Source organism: Haloarcula sp. H-hyl2, from assembly GCF_056934385.1.
This window is the reverse complement of record NZ_JBRIIJ010000002.1, coordinates 751,725-771,341: the sequence shown is the minus strand read 5'-3', so window position 1 is coordinate 771,341 and position 19,617 is coordinate 751,725. Positions and strand designations below refer to the sequence as shown.

Here is a 19,617-nt window from a genome sequence, read left to right as displayed (position 1 = left end):
GGAAAGCTATAGCAACGTCGGTGTCCGACGTTTCCGTATCTATGACCACGACCGGTGACGAACGCGAGCGCGGGTTCGACCACACGGCGATCGAACCCCACTGGCAGGAGGCGTGGGACGAGGCGGACGTGTTCCGCATCGAGGACGACGCCACGGACCCCGAGTACGTCCTGGCGATGTTCCCCTACACCTCCGGGAGCCTCCACATGGGCCACGTCCGGAACTACACTATCACGGACGCCTTCGCCCGTTTCGAGCGGATGCGCGGCGAGCACGTCCTGCACCCGATGGGGTGGGACTCCTTCGGCCTACCGGCCGAGAACGCCGCCGAGGAACGGGACACCAACCCACGGGACTGGACGCTGAACTGTATCGACTCGATGAAAGAACAGCTCACGGAGATGGGCTTTGGTTACGACTGGGAACGCGAAATCGCCACCTGTGACCCGGACTACTACAAGTGGAACCAGTGGCTGTTCAAGCGCTTCGACGACGCGGGGCTGGTCGAACGCCAGGGCGCCGAACTGAACTGGTGTCCCTCCTGTGAGACGGTGCTGGCCGACGAGCAAGTGGAAGGCGAAGCCGAGCTGTGCTGGCGGTGTGATACGCCCATCGAGCACCGGGAGATGGACCAGTGGTTCCTGACGATCACCGACTACGCCGAGGAACTGCTGGAGGCACTGGAGGAGTTGGACGGGTGGCCCAACAACGTCCAGGAGATGCAGCGCAACTGGATCGGCAAGCAGGAGGGCGCCAGCGTCGCTTTCGAGGTCGGCGACTACGGCGCGGTCGACATCTTCACGACGCGACTCGATACGATCTACGGCGCGACCTACTTCTCGCTGGCGCCGGGCCACGAGGTCGCCCAGGAAATCGCCGAGAACAACGACGAGGTCGCGGAGTACATCGAGATGGCCGAACAGGCCGACGAGGACGACCTCGAAGTGACCAGTGGCGTCTTCACCGGCGAGTACGCCACGAACCCCGCGACGGGCGAGGAGATCCCCGTCTACGTGGCCGACTACGTCCTGACCGACGTGGGGACCGGCGCGCTGTACGCCGTGCCGGCCCACGACGACCGCGACCACGAGTTCGCCGAGGCCCACGACATCCCGATCACGCAGGTGATCGAGCCGACCGACGATGCCGAGGTCGATCCCGACGAGATCGACGTGCAGGAACAGGCCTACACCGAGGACGGCGTCCTCGTCGACAGCGGCGGGTACGACGGGCTCACGAGCGAACAGGCCCGCGAGGAGTTCGTCGAGGTGTTCGACGGCGAGCACCGCACGGAGTACAACCTCCGGGACTGGGGCATCTCCAGACAGCGCTACTGGGGCACACCGATCCCGATGATCGAGTGCGACGACTGTGGCTACGTCCCGGTCCCCGACGAGGACCTGCCGGTCGAACTGCCGGAGTTCGTCCACACCACCGGGAACCCGCTGGATGCGGCCGAGGAGTGGAAACACGTCGACTGTCCGGAGTGTGGTGGCGACGCCGTGCGGGAGACCGACACGATGGACACCTTCGTCGACTCCTCGTGGTACTTCCTGCGGTACACCTCGCCCGACCTCGACGACGCACCCTTCGACACCGAGCGGGCGAGCGACTGGATGCCCGTCGACCAGTACGTCGGCGGCATCGAACACGCCGTGATGCACCTGCTGTACGCCCGCTTCTTCACGAAGGTGCTCGACGACATCGATCTGCTCTCCGGCGACGTCCGCGAGCCCTTTACGAACCTCACGAACCAGGGGATGGTCCTGGGCGCGGACGGCAACAAGATGTCCAAGAGCCTGGGTAACGGCGTCTCGCCCCAGCGCATCATCGAGGAGTACGGCGCCGACACGGCCCGGCTGTTCATCATGGAGGCCGCCCAGCCCGAGAAGGAGTTCGCCTGGAGCGCCGAGGGCGTCCAGTCGGCCCACAGCTTCCTCCAGAACGTCTACGAACTGACGACCGACTACGTGGCCGACGAGATCGAGACCGGCGAGCGCGACGACATCGCCGAGTACGTCGCCCGCGAGATCGACGCGACGGCCGCCAAAGCGACGACCGAGTACGAGCAGTTCCGGTTCAACCACGCCCTGCAGGCGGTCCGGGAACTGGTCTCGCTGCTCCGCCGCTACGAGGAGGCGACCGAGCCCGCCCCCAAGACCTTCGAGCGCGGGCTGGTGACGGTGACGAAACTGCTGGCACCGGTCGCGCCCCACGTCGCCGAGGAGATCTGGGGGGAACTGGACAACGAGGGGCTACTCGCCCAGGCCGACTGGCCGGCCGGCGAGGCCCCCGCAGACTACGAGATCGAGCGCCGTCTGGTCGAGGACACCCGCGAGGACGTCCGGGACATCGTCGAGACCGTCGGCATCGAGGACCCACAGCGCATCACGCTGGCGGTCGCACCCGAGTGGAAACACGAGATCGTCGACATCGCCCGCGAGGCCGACAACGTGGTCCCCGCAGTGATGCAAAACGAGGAGCTCCAGCAGTACGGCGAGGCCGCCGCGGACTTCGCGAAGGACCTGGCTGGCCGCGCGACGTTCCCCGACCTGCTCGCCCCCGAACAGGAGGTCGAGGCACTCCGCCGGGCCGCGTGGCTGATCGAACGCGAGTTCGGCGCCGAGGTCGTCGTCCAGTCGCCCGACGAGGCCGACGACAGCCTGGTCCGGAACGCCGAACCGGGCCGCCCGGCCATCGACATCGAGGCGTAGGGACCGGTTCGGCCCGCGACATCCCCGCGGGGTTTTTGTTCGTCGACTGACCATCTCCGGCTATGGTGGGGGAGACACGCCGCGGCCAGACGAGTACGATCGGTGTCCTGTTGCTCGTCGTCGTCGCGGTCATCACGGCGATGGTGCTGGCGACGGTAGCGTTCGGACTGGCAGGTGGGCTGCTCTCGGACGCGCCGACGGCGTCGTTCGACTTCGACTACGACACCGACACCGGCGAGGCAGTCGTCACGCTGGCACAGGGCCAGCCGATCGAGACACAACATCTCAGGGTGTCCGGCGAGGACGGTACCCGAACGGACTGGCCGGACAGGACGCTCGCAGCCGGCGACAGTGTCCGGTTCCAGGCGCTTCCCGGTGACGAGGTCAGGGTCGGCTGGCGAAAGCAAGACATGACGAAGACCTTCGAGACTTACACCGTCCCGCCCCAGTCCGGAGCGGTGACCGCTGCCTACTGGGACCGTGGGACCGACGGCGACAGCCGCGCCGCGTTCCAGCGTGCGTTCGACGATCAGACGACCGGTCTCCAGCTGACCGAGGACGTCGGGAGCCTCAACGTCTCGCAGGCGGCCGACGGCGCCTCCTACGGACGCTACCGGACGACGCTCCCGGCGAACGATGGCCGCTTGACCGTCGATTTCGGGTTCGAAGCCGTCTCCTTCGAGGACTCGGGGATCAAACTCGTCGCGGTCGACTCGACGGGGACCGAGTACGTCATTCGCTGTGACGAGAGCAGCAACGCTTTCGGATCTGACGTCGAGATCAGGTGCCCGAGTTCCTCGGGCGACCGGTCGTCATTCACCTGGGACGGCACCGAGACGGTGACCACGACCGGCGACGCCAGCTTCGAGCAGTTCTACGTCCTCGTCGACATGGAGAACGTCGCCGGCACCTACCTCGACAGCGGCGAGTTCACGCGGCTGTCGGCGACGGTCGACTAGTCCATCGCGACGAGGCCGGCCTCCATCAGGTCCCGCAGGACCTCCGCGGCGTGGCCCTCGGGGCGGACGCCCTCGTAGACGCCGACGACCTGTCCCTGGGCGATGACGAACGTCGTCCGACTTGCCCGGTCGCGCTCGCGGATCTCGACGTCGAACGCCTCCGCGAGAGCGCCGTCGGGGTCGGCCAGCAGGTCGAAGGAGAGGTCGTGTTCCTCCGCGAACTCGCAGTGGCTGTCGACGTCGTCGGTCGAGACGCCATAGACCTCGACGCCGGCGTCGTGGTACTGCTCGTAACGGTCGTTGAACTCCCTGGCCTCGGTCGTACAGCCCGGCGTGTCGTCACGCGGGTAGAAGTACAGCACCGTCGGCGTCTCGAAGTCCGGACTGACGCGCTCGTCCCACTGGTTGTGCGCGCTGATCTCCGGCGCCGCCGAACCCGGTTCGAGGACCATCGTCAGTTCACCGGGATGTCGGTCCCCTCGTCCTCGTCCTCCGTGACGGCCTTCGCCAGGCGGACGGTCAGGACGCCGTCCTCGTAGTTCGCCGAGGCGTCCTCCTCGACGTCGGCGGGCAGTCGGACCGACCGGGCCAGCGACTGCTTGCGTCGCTCTCGTGTGAGGTACTGCCCGTCGACGGATTCGGACGACTCGTCGCGCTCGGCGGTGACCGAGAGTTTGCGCTCGTCGACGAGTTTGACCTCGATGTCGTCGCTGTCGAAGCCCGGCAGGTCCATGTGGATCACGAAGGCGTCCTCGGCCTCGATGACGTCGGTCGGGACCGCGCCGAGGTTCGTCCCGAACTGGTCTGTCAGCACGTCGAACGCGCGCTCGATCTCACCGAACGGGTCGCTATCTGTCATAGTCGTCCCTACGCGGCCCCGGGACTTAACTTTCCCATGACAGGTCGGCGCAGGCGCGACCGGGGCACAGCGGGCCCCTGTCACCCCGAACCGGCACTCAGTTGATGACCGTCTCGGAGTCGTAGGATCCGAGTCGGCGGACCCAGCCGTTCTCGGCGATGGCCTCGATGTCTTCGAGGGCGGCCTGGGTGCGCTCCTCGTAGAGGCCGGCGGCGATGTCGATGTGGAAGACGTAGTCGCCCAGTCGCTCGCCGCTGGGACGGGACTCGACGCGGGTGAGGTTGATGTCCCGGTCGGCGAAGGGCTGGAGGAGTTCAAGCAGGAGGCCGGGGTAGTCGGCGTTCGGGTAGACGATGAAGGAGGTCTTGCTGCCGGCGTCGCTGCGTTCGTCGGCCGGCGCGACGACGACGAAGCGGGTGGCGTTCGAGGAGCGGTCCTGGATGTCCTCGGCCAGGACTTCCAGTTCGGTGCCGTTGGTGGCGTTGGCGGGATGGCCGATCGCAGCGATAGACGGGTCTTCACGGGCGCGCTCGACGCCGCGGGCCGTCGAGGTGACCGCCTCGACGGCGATACCGGGGTAATGTTCGTCGAGCCAGCCCCGACACTGGGCGAGCGCCTGTGCGTGGCTGGCGACGAGGTCGAACGCCCCGCCCTGGGCCAGCAGGGCGTGCCGGATGGGGGTGATGATCTCGCGGACGACGGCCACGTCGTACGTGCTGAAGGCGTCCAGCGATTCGGTCACCGACCCCTCGATGCTGTTCTCGACCGGGACGACGCCGCGGTCGGCCTCGCCCTCGGCGACAGCCTCGACGATGGCGGTGACCGACTCGGAGAACGTGATGTCGTCGCCGGCGACCGCCTGGGCGGCCCGGTGGGAGTAGGTCCCCGACGGGCCGAGCGTGATGGTCGTCATGGCTGCGGATACACCGCAAGCCCTGAAAAACGCCCCGGTGTCGGCGGTCCGCGAACGTCACCAGGCAGGAAGCAGCCGCGACACTGACCGGTCAGGACAGGCGTTCGACCTCGTCGTCGGAGAGGTCGATCGCGCTGGCCGCGACGTTCTGTTCGAGGTGCTCGATGCTGGACGTCCCCGGGATCGGGAGCGTCACGTCGGAGTGCGCCAGGAGCCACGCCAGCGCGATCTGGTGGGGGGTCGCGTCGTGGCGCTGTGCGACCTCGTCGATGCCCTCGACGCCGTCGAGGTCGCCGGCCCCCAGCGGGTACCACGGGATGAAGCCGATATCGTAGTTCTCACACGCCTCCAGAACGGCCTCGGCGTCGCGGTTGGCGACGTTGTACTGGTTCTGGACGGTCGCGACGTCGACAACGTCACGGGCACGGTCGAGCTGATCGACAGAGACGTTCGAGAGTCCGACCTCCCGGACCAGCCCCTCGTCTTTCAGTTCGCCGAGCACCTGGACGGAGTCCTCGAAGGGTGTGTCCGGATCTGGCCGATGGAACTGGTAGAGGTCGATGGGATCCATCCGGAGGCGGTCCCGCGAGCACAACTGGGCGTTCCGGAGGTAATCCGGGTCGCCGTGGGCGAGCCACTCGGCGTCGGTGTTGCGGAGGAGTCCACCCTTCGTCGCGACGACGAGGTCCTCACGTTCGGTATCGAGCGTCTCGCCGATGAGCCGCTCGGAGACACCGGGACCGTACGAGTCGGCCGTGTCGATGAAGTCGACGCCGAGTTCGACCGCCCGTTCGAGGACCGCACGGGCGTTCTCGGCGTCGTCGGGCTCGCCGATGATCCGGTCGCCCGTGATACGCATCGCGCCAAACCCGAGCCGTTTGACTGTCAGTTCTTCGCCGATGTCGAACGTCCCGCTCTCGTTGGTGACCATTGTGACCGTTTCGAGGGGCGAACGTAAATACCGCCGGTCCCCGGCAGTTCTCCGTTCCGATAATCGCCCCAGTAGAGTCATATACGCCGACGGCAAACGCCCGACAACATGTCGCTGCCCCGGCCGCTGGCCGCACTGGCGCTGGCCATCGCGGTGCTCGCGCTCGCGTCGGGGCCACTCGTCGGGGGCGTCGACCTCACGCACGCGACGGCACCGGCCGGCGCAGGCGAGGCGACAGTAACCGTCGAGTCGGTGCCAGCCGACGACATCACACTCGAACGCAGCCGGTTCGGCGCCGGCCGGTACCACCTCTCGGCGCCGCCAGGTGTCGTGACCGTCGATTCCGTCGAAGGGAACCCAGTCGTCAGGTACACCATCGACATCCCGACGCTGTGGACGACGGCGACCAGTCGGTACGAGCTCGACGGGCGTGCGGGCGACCGTCTCCGGCTCAGGCCGAACCCGCTGGGCATCAGCCCCAAACGGCTCGACCGGGACAGCTACAACGCCACCGTTGCCGTCTGGCTCCGGACCGGCGACCGCGAACGGGACCTGGTCCAGCGTCGGATCACCATCGAGGTCGAACGATGAGCGAACGCGTCCTCGACCGGTTGCTCGCGGGCGAGACCGTCTCGGTGGCAGCGTTACGAAGGGCCGTGTTCGGGGCAATCTTCGGCGACCGGACCGGTGCGGTGGTGGGACTGGCCGCGCTGACCTGGTTCGGGCTGACCTGGGAACTCGGGTTCTTTTCGAGCGATCAGTACACCTTCGCGAACACGCTCGTCGGCGTCCTCGACGGCCACCTCTCCATCGAGACCGTCGTCTACGGACCGCCGTCGGGGTCGACGCCGGGGACGTATCTGGTCGACGGGCGCGTCTACGGCCGGAACTACGGCATCGTCCTCGTGTCTGCCGTCTGGCTGGTCCTGTTGCGCCTCCTCTCGCTGCTCGCTGATCTCCGGGTCGTCCTCGTGGGCCTGTGGTCGGTCGCCCTCGCGGTGGTCTGCTGGGGTGTCGGCCGCTGGCTCGACCGCGGCCGCACCGCCCTCCTGGCCGGGAGCGGGGTCGGCGCCGCGCTGTTCCTGTGGAATCTACTGGGCGCCACGCCACTGTCACCGCGGTGGCTACCGGTGCTGGCACTCCAGACGACGACTGCACTGGCCGCTGCGTTCACAGCAGTCGTCAGCTACCGACTCGGGAGTCGACTCTACTCGCGCCGCGTCGGCGTGGCGATGGGTGGCGTCACGGCTGTTGGGACGCCTGTCGGGTTCTGGGCCACGCTCCCGAAACGCCACAGTGTCACCGTGTTGCTGGTCGTCCTGGCGATGTACACGCTGTACCGGAGCCGTGCCGCGGACACGCGGCGGAGCGCGACTCGGTTCCGGGCGCTGACCTACGTCTGGGTCGGCCTCGCCGCCTGGGTCCACGCCGCCGAGGGGTTCATCCTCCTGCTCGCCGTCGCGGCCGTCGACCTGCCGACGGCCCGCTCGAACGGACCGCGGGACCTGGCGCTCGTCGGGGCGGCGCTGTTCGTCTCGCTGCTCCCCTTCTTCGTGACCAACTGGCTGATCGCTGGGAACCCGCTGGAACCCCCCCGACTGCTGTCGAACTACAACGGCGACGTGCTCAGTGCCGAAGCACCGGAGGCCACGCAGGACGGTACGGGTGGCAACACGCCACAGGCGGACGGTAGCGAGTCACAGACGGGGGCGGAGGCTGCCCAGACCCAGGGCGAGAGTGACAGTGCCACTGGTGGCTGGGGAGCGGTCGCGGCTGTCTCGGGTGCTGTAGCTCTCGTCGGGCAGCGCCTGCTCGGCCTGCTCGGAGACTCCTACGGACAACTGGTCACCGACCCGGAACGGACACTGACTATCTTCGTTCGGACCGGGTATCTGGAGAGTATCACGGCGTCGCAGGACGCTGCGATCAATCTGAGTGTGCTGGCCTCGATGCCGTTGCTAGGGACGCTGACGGCGGTCCCGGTCTTAGCGAGACGACGGCTGACGGCGACACCCCCGAGCGAGTGGTCCCCGATCCGTGTCCTCGATGCGTTCACGCTCGCGTACGTCGTGTTGCTGTTCGGGGTCTTCCTCGGGAGCCTCCCGACCCACCACATGTTCACCGTCCGGTACCTCCACCCCCTGTACGCCGTCGGCGTCTACTGGCTCGCACGGCTCCCGGTAGTCCGCGGCGTCGTCGACACCCAGCCAAGACTGCTGGCCGTGACGACGGCAGCGACGGGCGTCCTCGGCAGTCTCGCATACCTCTGTGTGATCGCCGTCGGTGACCTCGTCCTCGGCGAGTCCGTCCAACTCTACGCGCTGTGGGCGCTGGCGGTGGCCCTCGTCGTCGCCATCTGGACACTGGTCGCGACGACCCGCGACGGCGGCGAGCGGGCTGGGGCAGTCGTCCTCGGTGTGGCCGCTGGGTCGATGGCAGCGTACCTGCTGGTCAGTGGTCTCTCACTGTTCCCGATCACTGGCGAGTTCGTGCTCCCGGTCGGACGGGCCGTCAGCGACGCCGTCCACTACACGCGCCTCTACGGGAGTTCGCCGCCGTTCTGACTACTGATCGGACATCGCCTCGCTGGCGATGGAGCGCCCCCGCGCCTCCAGTTGGACCTCGCGACGGGTCCGGACCGGTTCGAGGATGTCGGCCTCCAGCAGTCGGTCGTACACCGCCTCGACCTGGTCGATCTCCATGTCGACGAAGTCGGGGATCTTGAACGGCGAGATGCCAGAGTACAGCGCCATCAGGACCTGGGTCTCCTCGTCCGTGAGTTCGACGTCGTCGGCGACGTTGCGCTGTTCGCCCTGCCGGACGAGCCCCTCCAGCAGTGAGACGTGGCGGGGATTTCCCGAGATGTGTGTCTCGACACTGGTGCCCTCGACGGTATGTTCGACCTCGAGCATCGGCCGCTCGTCGCCCCTGATCTGTTTCTCCTTTGCCTCGACGGTCCCGACGTCGTCGATGTCGAGTTCGACGAACGTCCCCGTCGCGATGGCCAGGTTGATGCAGTCGCCATCGAGTTTGAGTCGGGCCTTCTCCCAGCCGGTGTCCTGGACGACGCCGCCCTTGAGCGCCGGGTGTTTGGCCAGCACGACGATCTGGTCCAGCAGCGAACTGTAGAGGTGCTCTTCGAACTCGTCGGCCTTCGGCGCGACGAGTGTCACGTCGCCACCCGACTGGAGTTTGACGTAGCCGTCGACCTGTGCCAGCGGCTGGTTCATCTGACTGGCCGTCACGCTGGTCAGCGAGGACAGCGGGATCGTCCGTTTGCCCTCGTTGGTCGCCAACACCAGCCGCTTGTTCGACAGCAGGATACGGCCGGGGATCCATTCGATGTCGTTGCGCTTTCGCCCATCGGACACTACCTGGACGAACTTGCCCTTCGTGTCGACGAGTTTGCGCTCTCCGTCGCTCATCGCTCTGGTCGGTCACCCGCCGGTACGGACGGGCGGTACTTGAGCCGACCGGCCTGCGTCATCCCCGACCACCCAGCTTCGAGATGGCCGAGAAGGCCTTCTTCCGGACGGTCTCGTTCTCGGTCTCGTCGATGAGTTGGTCCAGGGTCTTGCGGGACCGCTCACCGCCGACCTTCCCCAGCGTGAAGATGGCCTGGCCCCGGACCTGCGGGTCGACGCTCGTGTCCTCGACGATCGAGAGCAGGCGGCGCTCGACCATGTTGTCGTCGCCGCCCAGTTCGGCCAGACTCGTCGCGGCGAACTGGCGGATCATCTGCCCGTCGTCTTCCAGTGCGTCGACAAGCGCCTCGATGACCCGGTCGCGTTCCTCCTGGCTCGTCACGCGACCCAGCAGCCAGGCGGTGTTGCGCCGCTGTGCGGACTGGGTGCTCTCCTCTAAAATCTCGACGAGCGGGACGACGACGCTCCGGTCGTCGGTGTTCGAGAGCTTCTCGACGACGGTCTCGCGGATCTCGTGGCTCTGGTCGGTCGGGACGTTCGCCAACAGTTCGATCAGCGAGTAGACGGCCGTCCGTCTGACCCCCGCGGCGTCGTCGCCCAGCGCCTCGATGAGGTAGTCGACCGGCTGATCGTTGTTGAAGTTGCCAAAGGCGCCGACGGCGATGCGGCGGACCTCCTCGTGGTCGTCCTCGTACAGCGGGAGCAGGGCCTGCAGCGCTTGCCGGTTGCCGATGTTTCCTAGCGCCTGGGCAGCCTCGCGGCGGACCGCCGACTTCGAATCGGTCAGCAGTGACTCCAGCGGGTTCGTCGCCCGCGAGTCCCCGATCTTGCCGGCCGAGCGGGCCGCACGCGCCCGGACCCGCGGGTCGGGGTCGTCGAATCGGTTCGCGAGTTTCGGGACGGCGTCGGCCTGGTCCAGTCCGCCGAGCGCGTTGGCCGCGGCCATCCGCAGTTCCGGGACGTCGGCATCGAGTGCCTGTGTGTAGGCCTTGGCTTTCACCCAGTCGGCCGAATCGTCGTCGAGGTCGACGCCTGCCATCGTGCCGATGAGCTGTTCGATTGCGTCCCCCCCGAGTTCGTCCAGCGAGTCGATGGCCATCGCGGTGACCCTGTCGCTGTCCCGCTGGGCGGCTTTGACGAGGGCGTTGACGACGTCACGCCGGTCGTCGTGGTCGGCGAAGTTGCCGAGCAGTTCCGCGGCCCGCGTCTGGACGCGCTCGTTGTCGCTCTCCCGGAGGACCCGGATGAGCTCCTGTACCTCGCCGTCCCGTTCGAGTTGGTAGAGGCTCATACCCGTCGGTAGATACGGTGTTGCTTGTCGACCGGTTCGAACGAGTCCCGACACTCCGTCGGCAGCGTCTCGGTCATCCCGATCATCAGGTAGCCGCCCTCGCGAAGCGAGCCACGGATCGTCTCGAAGATTGGGACCTTGAACTCGGAGTCGATGTAGATGAGCAGGTTCCGACAGAACACCAGGTCGAAATCCCGCTTAGGGTCACCGCGGATGAGATCGTGTTGCTCGAAGGTCACCATCTTCGTGACCCTGTCTTTGACCTGGAAGGTATCGCCGTCCTGCTCGATGTACTTCGAGTAGTCGTCCAGCGGTTCCAGTTCCTCCGCGATGTCGGTCGTCTGGGAAGTCTCGTAGGTCGCCCGGCGCGCTTCACGGAGGATGTCGGCGTTGATGTCCGTCCCCGTGATCTCGATCCGGCGGGCCTCGATCTCGGGGTCGTCCAGCGCCAGCATCGCCGCTGAGTACGGCTCCCGACCGTCGGCACTGGGGGCGGACCACAGCCGTACCCGCCGGTTGTCCGCGGTCAGTTCCCGCAGGACCGGCCGCAGCGCCTCCCAGGCCTCCGGGTTCCGGAAGAACCCGGTGACGTTGATCGACAGGGAGTCCAGTAGGTGCTCGCGCTCCTCGTCGTCGCGCTGGAGCAACTGCCTGTACGCCCGGTAGGTCTCGGTGTCGGTCCGGCGCATCCGGGCGGTGATCCGTCGGTCGAGATACGCGTCGTTGTAGAAGCCCGATTCGAAGTCCATCTCGTCGCCGATGAACTCCAGCAACTGGGTGAACTGTCTGTCGCTTCCTTTGTTCATAGCGTCACCACGTCGAGTATGTGGACGATGTTCCCGTCGCCCAGCACCGCGGTCCCGGAGAGTCCGGGCGTCCCGGAGAGGATCCCCTCCAGCGGTTTGACGACGACCTCCTCCTGACTGTTGACCGAGTCACAGTAGAGCGCGACCTGGCGCTCGGATTCGCGGATGCGAACGAGCATCCCGTCGCCGTTGGTGTGGGCGTTGTCGACGTCGAAAGTGTCCGCCAGGTGGATGACCGGGTAGATGTCGTCGTTGTGCTTGATGACCTCGGTCCCGTTGACCTGCTTGACGGCGTCGGTGGCGGTGATCTCGTCGACGTTCTTGATCGGGACGCCGTACTCCTCGTCGCCGACCTCGACGAACAGCACCTTCACGATGGCCATCGTCACCGGCAGGCGCAGCGAGACGGTCGTCCCCTCACCAACGTCGGATTCGACGCTGACCGAGCCGTCCAGTTGGGTGACGGTGTCGTGGACGACGTCCATCCCGACCCCGCGGCCGCTGGTGTCGGTGACCTCGTCGGCCGTCGAGAACCCAGGGTGGAAGATCAAGTCGTAGATCGAGGAGTCGTCCATCGCCTCCAGTTCCTCGGGCGAGCGGACGCCCTTCTCGATGGCCTTCTGTTTGATGCCCTGGACGTCCAGTCCGGCACCGTCGTCCTCGACGGTGATGATGACGTGGTCCCGTTCGCGGGAGGCCCGCAGTTCGATGTGTCCGGTCCGGGGCTTGCCCGCCTGCTCCCGTTCGTCGGGCGATTCGATCCCGTGGTCGACCGAGTTCCGGAGGATGTGCATCAGCGGGTCCGAGATCTCGGTGAGGATCGTCCGGTCGAGTTCGATGTCCTCGCCCTCGATGGTGAACTCGACGTCCTTGTCGAGCTCGCGCGCGAGGTCACGAACCAGTCGCGGGAACTTCCCGACGACCTTCTTCAGCGGGATGAGCCGCATGTCCATCACCGTGTTCTGGAGGTTCGCGGTGATCTTGTCGAGTTCGTTCAGCGTCTCGCCGGCCGAGTCCAGATCGTCCTGTTCGACCGAGCGTCGCAGTTTGATCCGGCTGGTGACCAGTTGCTCGACGAGCCCGTGGAGGTCGTCGAGCTGGTCGACGTCGACCCGGACGGACTTGATCTCGTCGACGCTGTGTTCCTCCGAATCGTCGGTCTCTGTCGCTCCGGCGGTCATCGAACTGGACCCGGTCGCTCCACCGGTCAGCTCGTCGGTCACGTCGCTCGCGGCGAACGACTCGATCTTGCCGACCGAGCCCAGTTCCGCGTCGACTGTCGCCGCGTCCGAGGCGTCGAGGTATACGACGAACGTGTCCTCGAACTCGCCGTCCTCGATGTCGGCCCGGTCGGGTTCCATCGCCAGGATGTCGAAGACGTCCTCGACGGCCTCCAGTGCGAGCATCGAGTCGACCCCGAGCATGTCCGACTCGCCGACATCGACCTCGACCTGGACGATCCGCTCGTCCGCTTGGGCCGGATCGACGTCGGCGTCGACGTCCAGGCTATCGGCGCCCGACTCGTCATCGCCACCGGTGTCGCCGCCACCGACGTCGCCGGCGGCGTCGGCCCCCTCTTCGAGGACGGTCCGAAGTTCGTCGACCATCTCGTCGGTCTCCGTCTGTGATTCGCCCTCGGCCTCGATCTCGTTGACGATCACCTCGATCTGATCGACGCCGGCGAACACGAGGTCCATCACTGCCGGTGTGACCTCCATCTCGCCCTGGCGCATCTCGTCGAGGAGGTCCTCGACGGCGTGAGCGAGGTTCGCGGCGTCGTCGAACCCCATCGCGCCGAAGTTGCCCTTCAGCGTGTGAGCCGTCCGGAAGATAGAGTCCATCGCCTCGGTGTCCGAGGGGTCCGATTCTAGATCGAGCAGCGAGTTGTTGAGTTCGGTTATCGCCTCCTCGCTCTCGCGGATGAACGCGTCGAGATACTGGTCGTCCATTGTCAGGTCACCTCAGTCGTTATCGTGTCGAGAATGCCGCTCGCGATGTCGTCGATCGGCAGGACTGCGTCGACACAGCCGGTCTCGACGGCCCGCTTGGGCATGCCGTAGACCGCCGACGTCGCCTCGTCCTGTGCGATCGTGTCCCCGCCGACGCCCTTGATCGTCCGGATTCCCTCGGCGCCGTCCTCGCCCATGCCAGTGAGGATGACGCCGACGAGCGGGTCGTCGATGGTCGACGCGGCCGATTCCATGGTCACGTCGACTGCCGGTCGGACGCTGTTGACCGGCGGATCCTGGTTCAGCTTCACCCGAAGGCGGCCGTTCCGGTAGTTCTTGACGACCATGTGCCGATCGCCGGCGGCGACCATCGCTTCGCCACCGCCGAGCCGCCCGCCGTCCGTCGCCTCGCTGACCTCGTAGTCGCTGCGGGCGTCGATACGCTCTGCGAACCGGCCGGTGAATCCCTCGGGCATGTGCTGGATGACCAGCACGCGGAGGTCCGCTGCCAGGGGGAGGTTCGCGAGCACCTTCTCGACCATCTTCGGGCCGCCCGTCGAGGAGCCGATGACGAGCGTCGGATTGTCGACGTACGCCCGCCCGTCACCCGTGGCGCTAGTGGTGCGTTGGCCACTGGAACTGGCCCGGTCGACCGACCCGCGACCACCATCGGCGACGTCGACCTCGGCGACGGAGGTCACCATCTCGACCAGCTGGTCTTTCAGCCGGGACATCTCCATCGACACCTCGCCGCCGGGCTTGGTGAAGAAGTCGACGGCGCCCTTATCGAGCGCCTCGAAGGTGACGTCCGCGTTCTCGTCGGTGTGGGCCGAGAGCATCAACACCGGCGTCGGGCGGACGTCCATGATCCGTTCGGTCGCGTCGATACCGTTCATCTCGGGCATCTCCACGTCCATCGTCACGACGTCCGGCCCGTGTTCCTGGACCAGTTCGACCGCTTCGACGCCGTTGCGTGCCTGTGCAACGACTTCGATACCCCCCTCTTCCAGGATATCGGAGATGACACTCCGCATGAAATGGGAGTCGTCAGCCACGACCGCGCGTGGTGTTCGACCCGCCATCGTCACGGTGGCTCCCGTAACCGGGTCGTTCGCGAGCGACACATCATACCTACCCCGTAATCGGGTTCGGCCCCGAAATAAAGACTCCGCCCGTGTAATCAAAGTTGATAGTCCAGCAGGCAGCTTTATACCTGGCTACCGACCTACCTTCTGGTAGTCCCAGGAACAGTTATGTCAGCCCAGTCAGCCACGACCGGCCAAGTGCTCGAGTTCAAGCTTGGAGACGAGACCTACTGTGTGAGCATCGACTACGTGACAGAGATCGTCGACGTCGGCGAGTTGACGAAGGTACCGAACGCCCCACCCCACGTCGAGGGCGTCATGGACCTCCGTGGCCGGACCACCTCCATCGTGAATCCGAAGGCGGTGTTCGGCATCGACGAGGACGGGGCCGAGAAACGGATCATCGTCTACGACCCGGAGATCGTCCAGACCCAGAGTGCGGCCGGCTGGCTCGTCGACGAGGTCTACCAGGTCGTCCAGGTCTCGCCGGAGCAGGTCGATCAGTCACCGGCCAACGACAACGGCTCTATCCGTGGCGTGGTGAAACGCGACGACGAGTTCGTCATCTGGGTCGATCCCGCAGTCGTCCACGCTGCCGGCTGACTGGGTTTCTCCTGGCGATTCGTGAACAAGACTTTTCACCACCCGTAACACAGGAGTACCTAACTTCCCCGGAATAAACACACGAAAAATGATAGAAATCACGAAAACAGGCATCGACGGGCTCGATTCGATTCTGAACGGCGGTATCGTCACGAACTCGACGACACTCGTAAGCGGCAACCCAGGCGCCGGGAAGTCCATCCTCTGTCTCCAGTACATCTACAACGGCGTCGAGATGTTCGACGAGAAGGGGATCTACCTCTCCTTCGAGGAGAACGAAGCGGACCTGCGGGAGGCCGCCGAATCGATCGGCTTCGACAAGTGGCCCGAGTTCGTCGAGAACGGCGACATCAAAGTGTACGACAAACAGGTCCTGCTCCGCGAGAACGACTTTTCGTCGTCCCTGGATCTCCTGCTGGACGACCTCGAAGACGAGGAGTACGACCGGCTGGTGCTGGACTCGCTGGCGATGTTCAACCTCTTTTTCGAGACCGAGACCGAGAAACGGACCTACCTGCTGAAGTTCACCGACATCCTGCGGAGTAACGGCCTCACCACGTTGATGACCAACGAACAGGGCGCGGTCTTCCCCGATACGGACATCGGCCTGGAGAACTACCTCACCGACGGGAACATCTATCTCATCCAGACGCCGACGGACTCCGGCGTCAGCCGATACGTGTGGGTCGCGAAGATGCGGAAGCAGGATATCGAGACCGATATCTATCCGATGGAGATCGAGTGGGGGGGCATCCAGGTCCACGAGAACGCGAGCGCGTTCTCGATGATGAGCGAACAGGATTCCCCGCTCTAAGCGGACCATATTCCGATTATTATCGGAGAGAACGGGGATAGCAGGCCCCAAAGCATCCGATTCCACGATTTGGCTCTTTGCCGTCTACGCTCACCGACTCAGTCACTATCATAGGCGGTAGCTTTATGCAAGACTGAATTTATATTCTGATAACGATGGTTTCGGCGGAGATCCTACAGACGCTGGGGAACAAATACAGCGCCGAGATTCTCGACGCGACCGACGAACCCGTGTCGGCACAGGACCTGAGCGACGAACTCGGGATCCCGATCGCGACGTGTTATCGACGGATCGACGAACTGACCGAACACGACCTGCTGGAACTCCACGACAACATCCTCTCTGACGACAGGCGCCGTATCAAAGTCTACCGTCGGAACGTCGACGAGTTGCGTGTCGACTTCGAGGACGAGCTGACGATCCACATCGAAGAACGCTCGGAAGTCACGAACAAACTCGACGAAGCCTGGCGGACGCTCTCGGAAGGCTGACCCCGACATTCTCGCGAGTTTTCGGCGTTATCAGTAGAGATATTTTAGAGGGTGGATTTATGCGTGGTTCTATGCTAGGAGACCATAATGCCGATGATAGAGCTCCTCTACACGGTCTCGACTCTGGTGTTCGTCGTCGCGGGCCTCACCATGGTCGGGATGGCGATGCGCGCGTACGTTCAGACCTCACGCCGAGCGATGTTGCACCTCTCGGTCGGATTCTCGCTGGCTGTCGCCGGCGCAGCTGCGACGATGATCAGTGCCTTCGTCAACGATTTCACCGGCGTCAAATCACTGCTGTTGGTCAACAGCGGGTTGACGACGTTCGGGTACCTGTTCGTGATGTACAGTCTCGTCACCTACGAGTAATCACACGCGCGCGATCGGCTTCTCATCGGCCCCTATCGGTCCGTCAGTCGAGTCCACTACGGAGACCACCTGTCGACTGCGTTTTCAGCACTGAATGTTCGCGGGTCGTCGACACCCCGACCTCGAAATGAAACGGACGTTTTTCAACACCTATTCGTGTCGAATTTTCACATTTCACCGGCCTCAAACACCCATTATCAGCATAGATATTTCCGGGAGAGGTATTATTACCGACGATACAGAGAGTGCATGTAGGGTCAGACAGACCCGGACCAACCAATGTTCATGGAAACCCCAGATGACGACGACCGCGGGCAGGTCGGGATCGGTACCCTCATCGTGTTCATCGCGATGGTGCTCGTCGCCGCGATCGCCGCAGGCGTCCTCATCAACACGGCCGGCTTCCTCCAGAGCAGTGCCGAGGAAACCGGACAGCAGAGTAGCGATCAAGTGACGAATCGGCTCGAAGTCGTCAACACCGTCGGCGACAACATCGATCAGGACGAAAAGAAGATCCACACGGTCGAGGTGACGGTCAAGAAGGCACCAGGTGCGGCCAACATCGACATGGGTAGCACCATCGCCCAGTGGGTCGATACGACTGGCTCCTACGACCTCACGTACGCGTCATCCGCGGATGCCACCAGCTTCAGTATCAATACGGTGCAGGACGACGACGACTCCATTACTAGCAGCCAGGTGTTGAACGACCCGGCCGACCGGGCGACGCTCGTGTTCGACGCCCAGCAGATCCGTGCTGGACAGGGCAACTCCGTGACGGACAGCGACGGCCTGGGAGAAGGTGAGACTGCCACGATCCAGCTGAACACCCAGTCCGGCGGGACCTCGACCGTCCGTCTCGTCGCACCGGAGACTCTGTCTGGCAACTCTGCGGTCACCCTGTAATCTGCGCGCCGCTCTTCCTGTTTCTGTCTTCGACACGTTACCCACATAACGAGATCGCTGCGTTGATACATCCAGATTGGGTACCGATACCGGAGTCCAGCCAGTTATCCTCTAAAACCACTGTTATCAGGAAATATATTTGCAGGAGAGGTATTATTACCAGTGAGAAAAATCGCGTTAGTAGGGTCAGGCAGACCCGGACCAACCAATGTTCATGGAAACTCCAGATGATGACGACCGCGGGCAGGTCGGGATCGGCACCCTCATCGTGTTCATCGCGATGGTGCTCGTCGCCGCGATCGCCGCAGGCGTCCTCATCAACACGGCCGGCTTCCTCCAGAGCAGTGCCGAGGAAACCGGACAGCAGAGTAGCGACCAAGTCACCAACCGGCTCGAAGTCGTCAATACCGTTGGGGATAAAATCAACAGCGGTGCGAAGACCGTCGACCTGGTCGAAATAACCGTCAAGAAGGCACCAGGTGCGGCCAACATCGACATGGGTAGCACCATCGCCCAGTGGGTCGACACTACCGGTAGCTACGACCTCACGTACGGAGGCGGTTCGGCCAGCGGTGACGCACCGAACTCGACCGCCTTCGCTGTCGACACCGTACAGGACGACGACTCTTCGATTTCGGATAGTCAGGTCCTCAACGACCCCGCTGACCGGGCCACGCTCAGCTTCGACGTGGACGACATCCGCACCGACACTGACGACGACAGTTACGATGGCAACGGCCTCGGCGAGGGTGAGACGGCAACGGTTCAACTGAACACCCAGTCCGGTGGGACCTCGACCGTCCGCTTGGTCGTCCCGGAGACCCTGTCTGGCAACTCTGCGGTCACCCTGTAATCTGCGCGCCGCTCTTTCTGTCTCGTTCTCGCCGACGGAGTTATACCAGTCCCTGACACACTAGTTCGTATGGCACAGGGGTCAGACGACACGAACCCTGAAGACGGGAAGATTCTCTCCCCCGAGGAGCTCGACATCGCGGACGACGAGCACGTGACACAGATCGACGAGGGACGGTACGTCGTCTCCTCGGACGTCCGAACCGACGAGAAACACGGGAACGTCACGAACACGCCTGACCCCCAACCGAAGCCTGAGCCACAGCCGGACCCCGAACCCGAACCCGAGTTCACCGACGCGAACGTCCACGAGTGGCTGGCCGAACAGATGGATGCCTCGAACGCCCGGTACGGCTTCGACGTGACCGCGAAATTCGACGGCGAGGTCGATCAGCAAAAGCTCGTCTCGAACGACATCGTCACTGTCTTCGAGAGCTTCATGCTCTGGTACGGACGCCAGATGGACGGGTCGACCCCCGTCGAGGACGTCCTGGGAATCCTCCTCTCGGAGTCGAACGTCCCCGTCCGCTATCCGCCCGAGAGTATCAAGACGCTGCTCCGGTCGACACAGCTCTCCCCGGACGACACCATCGCCGACCTCATCGAAGCGGTCGACGACGACGGGATCGAGCTCTGAACGGCGAGGGATT

At 64.8% G+C, this 19,617-nt stretch carries 20 protein-coding genes; 11 read left to right on the top strand and 9 right to left on the bottom strand.

Features of this window, described 5'->3' with window-relative positions; genetic code table 11:
- Positions 1–41: 41 nt before the first annotated feature.
- Both leuS and Hhyl2_RS13820 read left to right on the top strand, forming a co-directional pair.
- Positions 42–2,714, top strand: coding sequence for a leucine--tRNA ligase (gene leuS, locus Hhyl2_RS13825; protein WP_483551351.1), 2,673 nt, complete (start codon positions 42–44; stop codon positions 2,712–2,714).
- 62 nt (positions 2,715–2,776) lie between these two features.
- Positions 2,777–3,673, top strand: a complete 897-nt coding sequence (locus Hhyl2_RS13820) for a type IV pilin domain-containing protein (protein WP_483551350.1) — start codon at positions 2,777–2,779, stop codon at positions 3,671–3,673.
- Here Hhyl2_RS13820 and Hhyl2_RS13815 read toward each other — a convergent pair.
- The 4 genes from Hhyl2_RS13815 to Hhyl2_RS13800 form a co-directional block, all read right to left on the bottom strand.
- A complete protein-coding gene (locus Hhyl2_RS13815) occupies positions 3,670–4,125 on the bottom strand; it encodes a peroxiredoxin (protein WP_483551349.1) in 456 nt (151 codons plus the stop codon). The two genes, Hhyl2_RS13820 and Hhyl2_RS13815, sit on opposite strands and share 4 nt — an antisense overlap.
- Positions 4,126–4,127: 2 nt before the next feature.
- Positions 4,128–4,532 (bottom strand): Hsp20/alpha crystallin family protein, encoded by a 405-nt coding sequence (locus Hhyl2_RS13810; RefSeq protein WP_483551348.1) that lies wholly within the window; start codon positions 4,530–4,532, stop codon positions 4,128–4,130.
- A 97-nt stretch (positions 4,533–4,629) separates the two neighbouring features.
- On the bottom strand, positions 4,630–5,445 hold the full coding sequence (gene pheA, locus Hhyl2_RS13805; protein WP_483551347.1) for a prephenate dehydratase: 816 nt from the start codon (positions 5,443–5,445) through the stop codon (positions 4,630–4,632).
- Positions 5,446–5,536: 91 nt separating this feature from the next.
- Positions 5,537–6,376, bottom strand: a complete 840-nt coding sequence (locus Hhyl2_RS13800) for an aldo/keto reductase (RefSeq protein ID WP_483551346.1) — start codon at positions 6,374–6,376, stop codon at positions 5,537–5,539.
- 108 nt (positions 6,377–6,484) lie between these two features.
- Here Hhyl2_RS13800 and Hhyl2_RS13795 point away from each other — a divergent pair, with 108 nt between their 5' ends.
- The gene (locus tag Hhyl2_RS13795) at positions 6,485–6,967 is read left to right on the top strand and encodes a hypothetical protein (RefSeq protein ID WP_483551345.1); all 483 of its coding nucleotides are present in this window, start codon (positions 6,485–6,487) and stop codon (positions 6,965–6,967) included.
- The gene (locus tag Hhyl2_RS13790; RefSeq protein WP_483551344.1) at positions 6,964–8,940 is read left to right on the top strand and encodes a hypothetical protein; all 1,977 of its coding nucleotides are present in this window, start codon (positions 6,964–6,966) and stop codon (positions 8,938–8,940) included. Before Hhyl2_RS13795 ends, Hhyl2_RS13790 begins: the two co-directional genes overlap by 4 nt.
- Here the strand turns inward: Hhyl2_RS13790 and Hhyl2_RS13785 are convergent, their stop codons facing one another.
- The 5 genes from Hhyl2_RS13785 to Hhyl2_RS13765 are packed head-to-tail and all read right to left on the bottom strand — an operon-like array spanning position 8,941 to position 14,929.
- Positions 8,941–9,801, bottom strand: a complete 861-nt coding sequence (locus Hhyl2_RS13785; RefSeq protein WP_483551343.1) for a CheF family chemotaxis protein — start codon at positions 9,799–9,801, stop codon at positions 8,941–8,943.
- Between the two features lie 58 nt (positions 9,802–9,859).
- Entirely contained in the window at positions 9,860–11,092 is a 1,233-nt protein-coding gene (locus Hhyl2_RS13780) for a HEAT repeat domain-containing protein (RefSeq protein ID WP_483551342.1), read from the bottom strand.
- Positions 11,089–11,898: a CheR family methyltransferase gene (locus Hhyl2_RS13775; protein WP_483551341.1), complete on the bottom strand. Its 810-nt coding sequence runs from the start codon at positions 11,896–11,898 to the stop codon at positions 11,089–11,091. Before Hhyl2_RS13775 ends, Hhyl2_RS13780 begins: the two co-directional genes overlap by 4 nt.
- Positions 11,895–13,847 (bottom strand): chemotaxis protein CheA, encoded by a 1,953-nt coding sequence (gene cheA, locus Hhyl2_RS13770; RefSeq protein ID WP_483551340.1) that lies wholly within the window; start codon positions 13,845–13,847, stop codon positions 11,895–11,897. Before cheA ends, Hhyl2_RS13775 begins: the two co-directional genes overlap by 4 nt.
- A 2-nt stretch (positions 13,848–13,849) precedes the next feature.
- Complete coding sequence (locus Hhyl2_RS13765; RefSeq protein WP_483552031.1) at positions 13,850–14,929, bottom strand: protein-glutamate methylesterase/protein-glutamine glutaminase; 1,080 nt, start codon at positions 14,927–14,929, stop codon at positions 13,850–13,852.
- 171 nt (positions 14,930–15,100) lie between these two features.
- On the opposite strand from Hhyl2_RS13765, the gene Hhyl2_RS13760 reads away from it, so the two are divergent.
- The 7 genes from Hhyl2_RS13760 to Hhyl2_RS13730 all read left to right on the top strand — a co-directional run bounded on the left by Hhyl2_RS13760 (position 15,101) and on the right by Hhyl2_RS13730 (position 19,604).
- Positions 15,101–15,535, top strand: a complete 435-nt coding sequence (locus Hhyl2_RS13760; RefSeq protein WP_483551339.1) for a chemotaxis protein CheW — start codon at positions 15,101–15,103, stop codon at positions 15,533–15,535.
- 88 nt (positions 15,536–15,623) lie between these two features.
- Positions 15,624–16,349: an RAD55 family ATPase gene (locus Hhyl2_RS13755; protein WP_483551338.1), complete on the top strand. Its 726-nt coding sequence runs from the start codon at positions 15,624–15,626 to the stop codon at positions 16,347–16,349.
- A gap of 155 nt (positions 16,350–16,504) precedes the next feature.
- Positions 16,505–16,840: a helix-turn-helix domain-containing protein gene (locus Hhyl2_RS13750; protein WP_483551337.1), complete on the top strand. Its 336-nt coding sequence runs from the start codon at positions 16,505–16,507 to the stop codon at positions 16,838–16,840.
- A gap of 93 nt (positions 16,841–16,933) precedes the next feature.
- The gene (locus tag Hhyl2_RS13745; protein WP_276223260.1) at positions 16,934–17,209 is read left to right on the top strand and encodes a DUF7521 family protein; all 276 of its coding nucleotides are present in this window, start codon (positions 16,934–16,936) and stop codon (positions 17,207–17,209) included.
- A 279-nt stretch (positions 17,210–17,488) separates the two neighbouring features.
- The gene (locus Hhyl2_RS13740; RefSeq protein ID WP_483551336.1) at positions 17,489–18,115 is read left to right on the top strand and encodes an archaellin/type IV pilin N-terminal domain-containing protein; all 627 of its coding nucleotides are present in this window, start codon (positions 17,489–17,491) and stop codon (positions 18,113–18,115) included.
- Positions 18,116–18,323: 208 nt separating this feature from the next.
- Positions 18,324–18,968, top strand: a complete 645-nt coding sequence (locus Hhyl2_RS13735; RefSeq protein WP_483551335.1) for an archaellin/type IV pilin N-terminal domain-containing protein — start codon at positions 18,324–18,326, stop codon at positions 18,966–18,968.
- 69 nt (positions 18,969–19,037) lie between these two features.
- Positions 19,038–19,604 (top strand): DUF7500 family protein, encoded by a 567-nt coding sequence (locus Hhyl2_RS13730; RefSeq protein WP_483551334.1) that lies wholly within the window; start codon positions 19,038–19,040, stop codon positions 19,602–19,604.
- Positions 19,605–19,617: the final 13 nt, after the last annotated feature.

Excerpts from the sequence above, each read along its gene's own strand:
- leuS (WP_483551351.1), top strand. The coding sequence starts at position 42 with ATGACCACGACCGGTGACGAACGCGAGCGCGGGTTCGACCACACGGCG.
- Hhyl2_RS13820 (WP_483551350.1), top strand. The coding sequence starts at position 2,777 with ATGGTGGGGGAGACACGCCGCGGCCAGACGAGTACGATCGGTGTCCTG.
- Hhyl2_RS13815 (WP_483551349.1), bottom strand. The coding sequence starts at position 4,125 with ATGGTCCTCGAACCGGGTTCGGCGGCGCCGGAGATCAGCGCGCACAAC.
- Hhyl2_RS13810 (WP_483551348.1), bottom strand. The coding sequence starts at position 4,532 with ATGACAGATAGCGACCCGTTCGGTGAGATCGAGCGCGCGTTCGACGTG.
- pheA (WP_483551347.1), bottom strand. The coding sequence starts at position 5,445 with ATGACGACCATCACGCTCGGCCCGTCGGGGACCTACTCCCACCGGGCC.
- Hhyl2_RS13800 (WP_483551346.1), bottom strand. The coding sequence starts at position 6,376 with ATGGTCACCAACGAGAGCGGGACGTTCGACATCGGCGAAGAACTGACA.
- Hhyl2_RS13795 (WP_483551345.1), top strand. The coding sequence starts at position 6,485 with ATGTCGCTGCCCCGGCCGCTGGCCGCACTGGCGCTGGCCATCGCGGTG.
- Hhyl2_RS13790 (WP_483551344.1), top strand. The coding sequence starts at position 6,964 with ATGAGCGAACGCGTCCTCGACCGGTTGCTCGCGGGCGAGACCGTCTCG.
- Hhyl2_RS13785 (WP_483551343.1), bottom strand. The coding sequence starts at position 9,801 with ATGAGCGACGGAGAGCGCAAACTCGTCGACACGAAGGGCAAGTTCGTC.
- Hhyl2_RS13780 (WP_483551342.1), bottom strand. The coding sequence starts at position 11,092 with ATGAGCCTCTACCAACTCGAACGGGACGGCGAGGTACAGGAGCTCATC.
- Hhyl2_RS13775 (WP_483551341.1), bottom strand. The coding sequence starts at position 11,898 with ATGAACAAAGGAAGCGACAGACAGTTCACCCAGTTGCTGGAGTTCATC.
- cheA (WP_483551340.1), bottom strand. The coding sequence starts at position 13,847 with ATGGACGACCAGTATCTCGACGCGTTCATCCGCGAGAGCGAGGAGGCG.
- Hhyl2_RS13765 (WP_483552031.1), bottom strand. The coding sequence starts at position 14,929 with ATGGCGGGTCGAACACCACGCGCGGTCGTGGCTGACGACTCCCATTTC.
- Hhyl2_RS13760 (WP_483551339.1), top strand. The coding sequence starts at position 15,101 with ATGTCAGCCCAGTCAGCCACGACCGGCCAAGTGCTCGAGTTCAAGCTT.
- Hhyl2_RS13755 (WP_483551338.1), top strand. The coding sequence starts at position 15,624 with ATGATAGAAATCACGAAAACAGGCATCGACGGGCTCGATTCGATTCTG.
- Hhyl2_RS13750 (WP_483551337.1), top strand. The coding sequence starts at position 16,505 with ATGGTTTCGGCGGAGATCCTACAGACGCTGGGGAACAAATACAGCGCC.
- Hhyl2_RS13745 (WP_276223260.1), top strand. The coding sequence starts at position 16,934 with ATGATAGAGCTCCTCTACACGGTCTCGACTCTGGTGTTCGTCGTCGCG.
- Hhyl2_RS13740 (WP_483551336.1), top strand. The coding sequence starts at position 17,489 with ATGTTCATGGAAACCCCAGATGACGACGACCGCGGGCAGGTCGGGATC.
- Hhyl2_RS13735 (WP_483551335.1), top strand. The coding sequence starts at position 18,324 with ATGTTCATGGAAACTCCAGATGATGACGACCGCGGGCAGGTCGGGATC.
- Hhyl2_RS13730 (WP_483551334.1), top strand. The coding sequence starts at position 19,038 with ATGGCACAGGGGTCAGACGACACGAACCCTGAAGACGGGAAGATTCTC.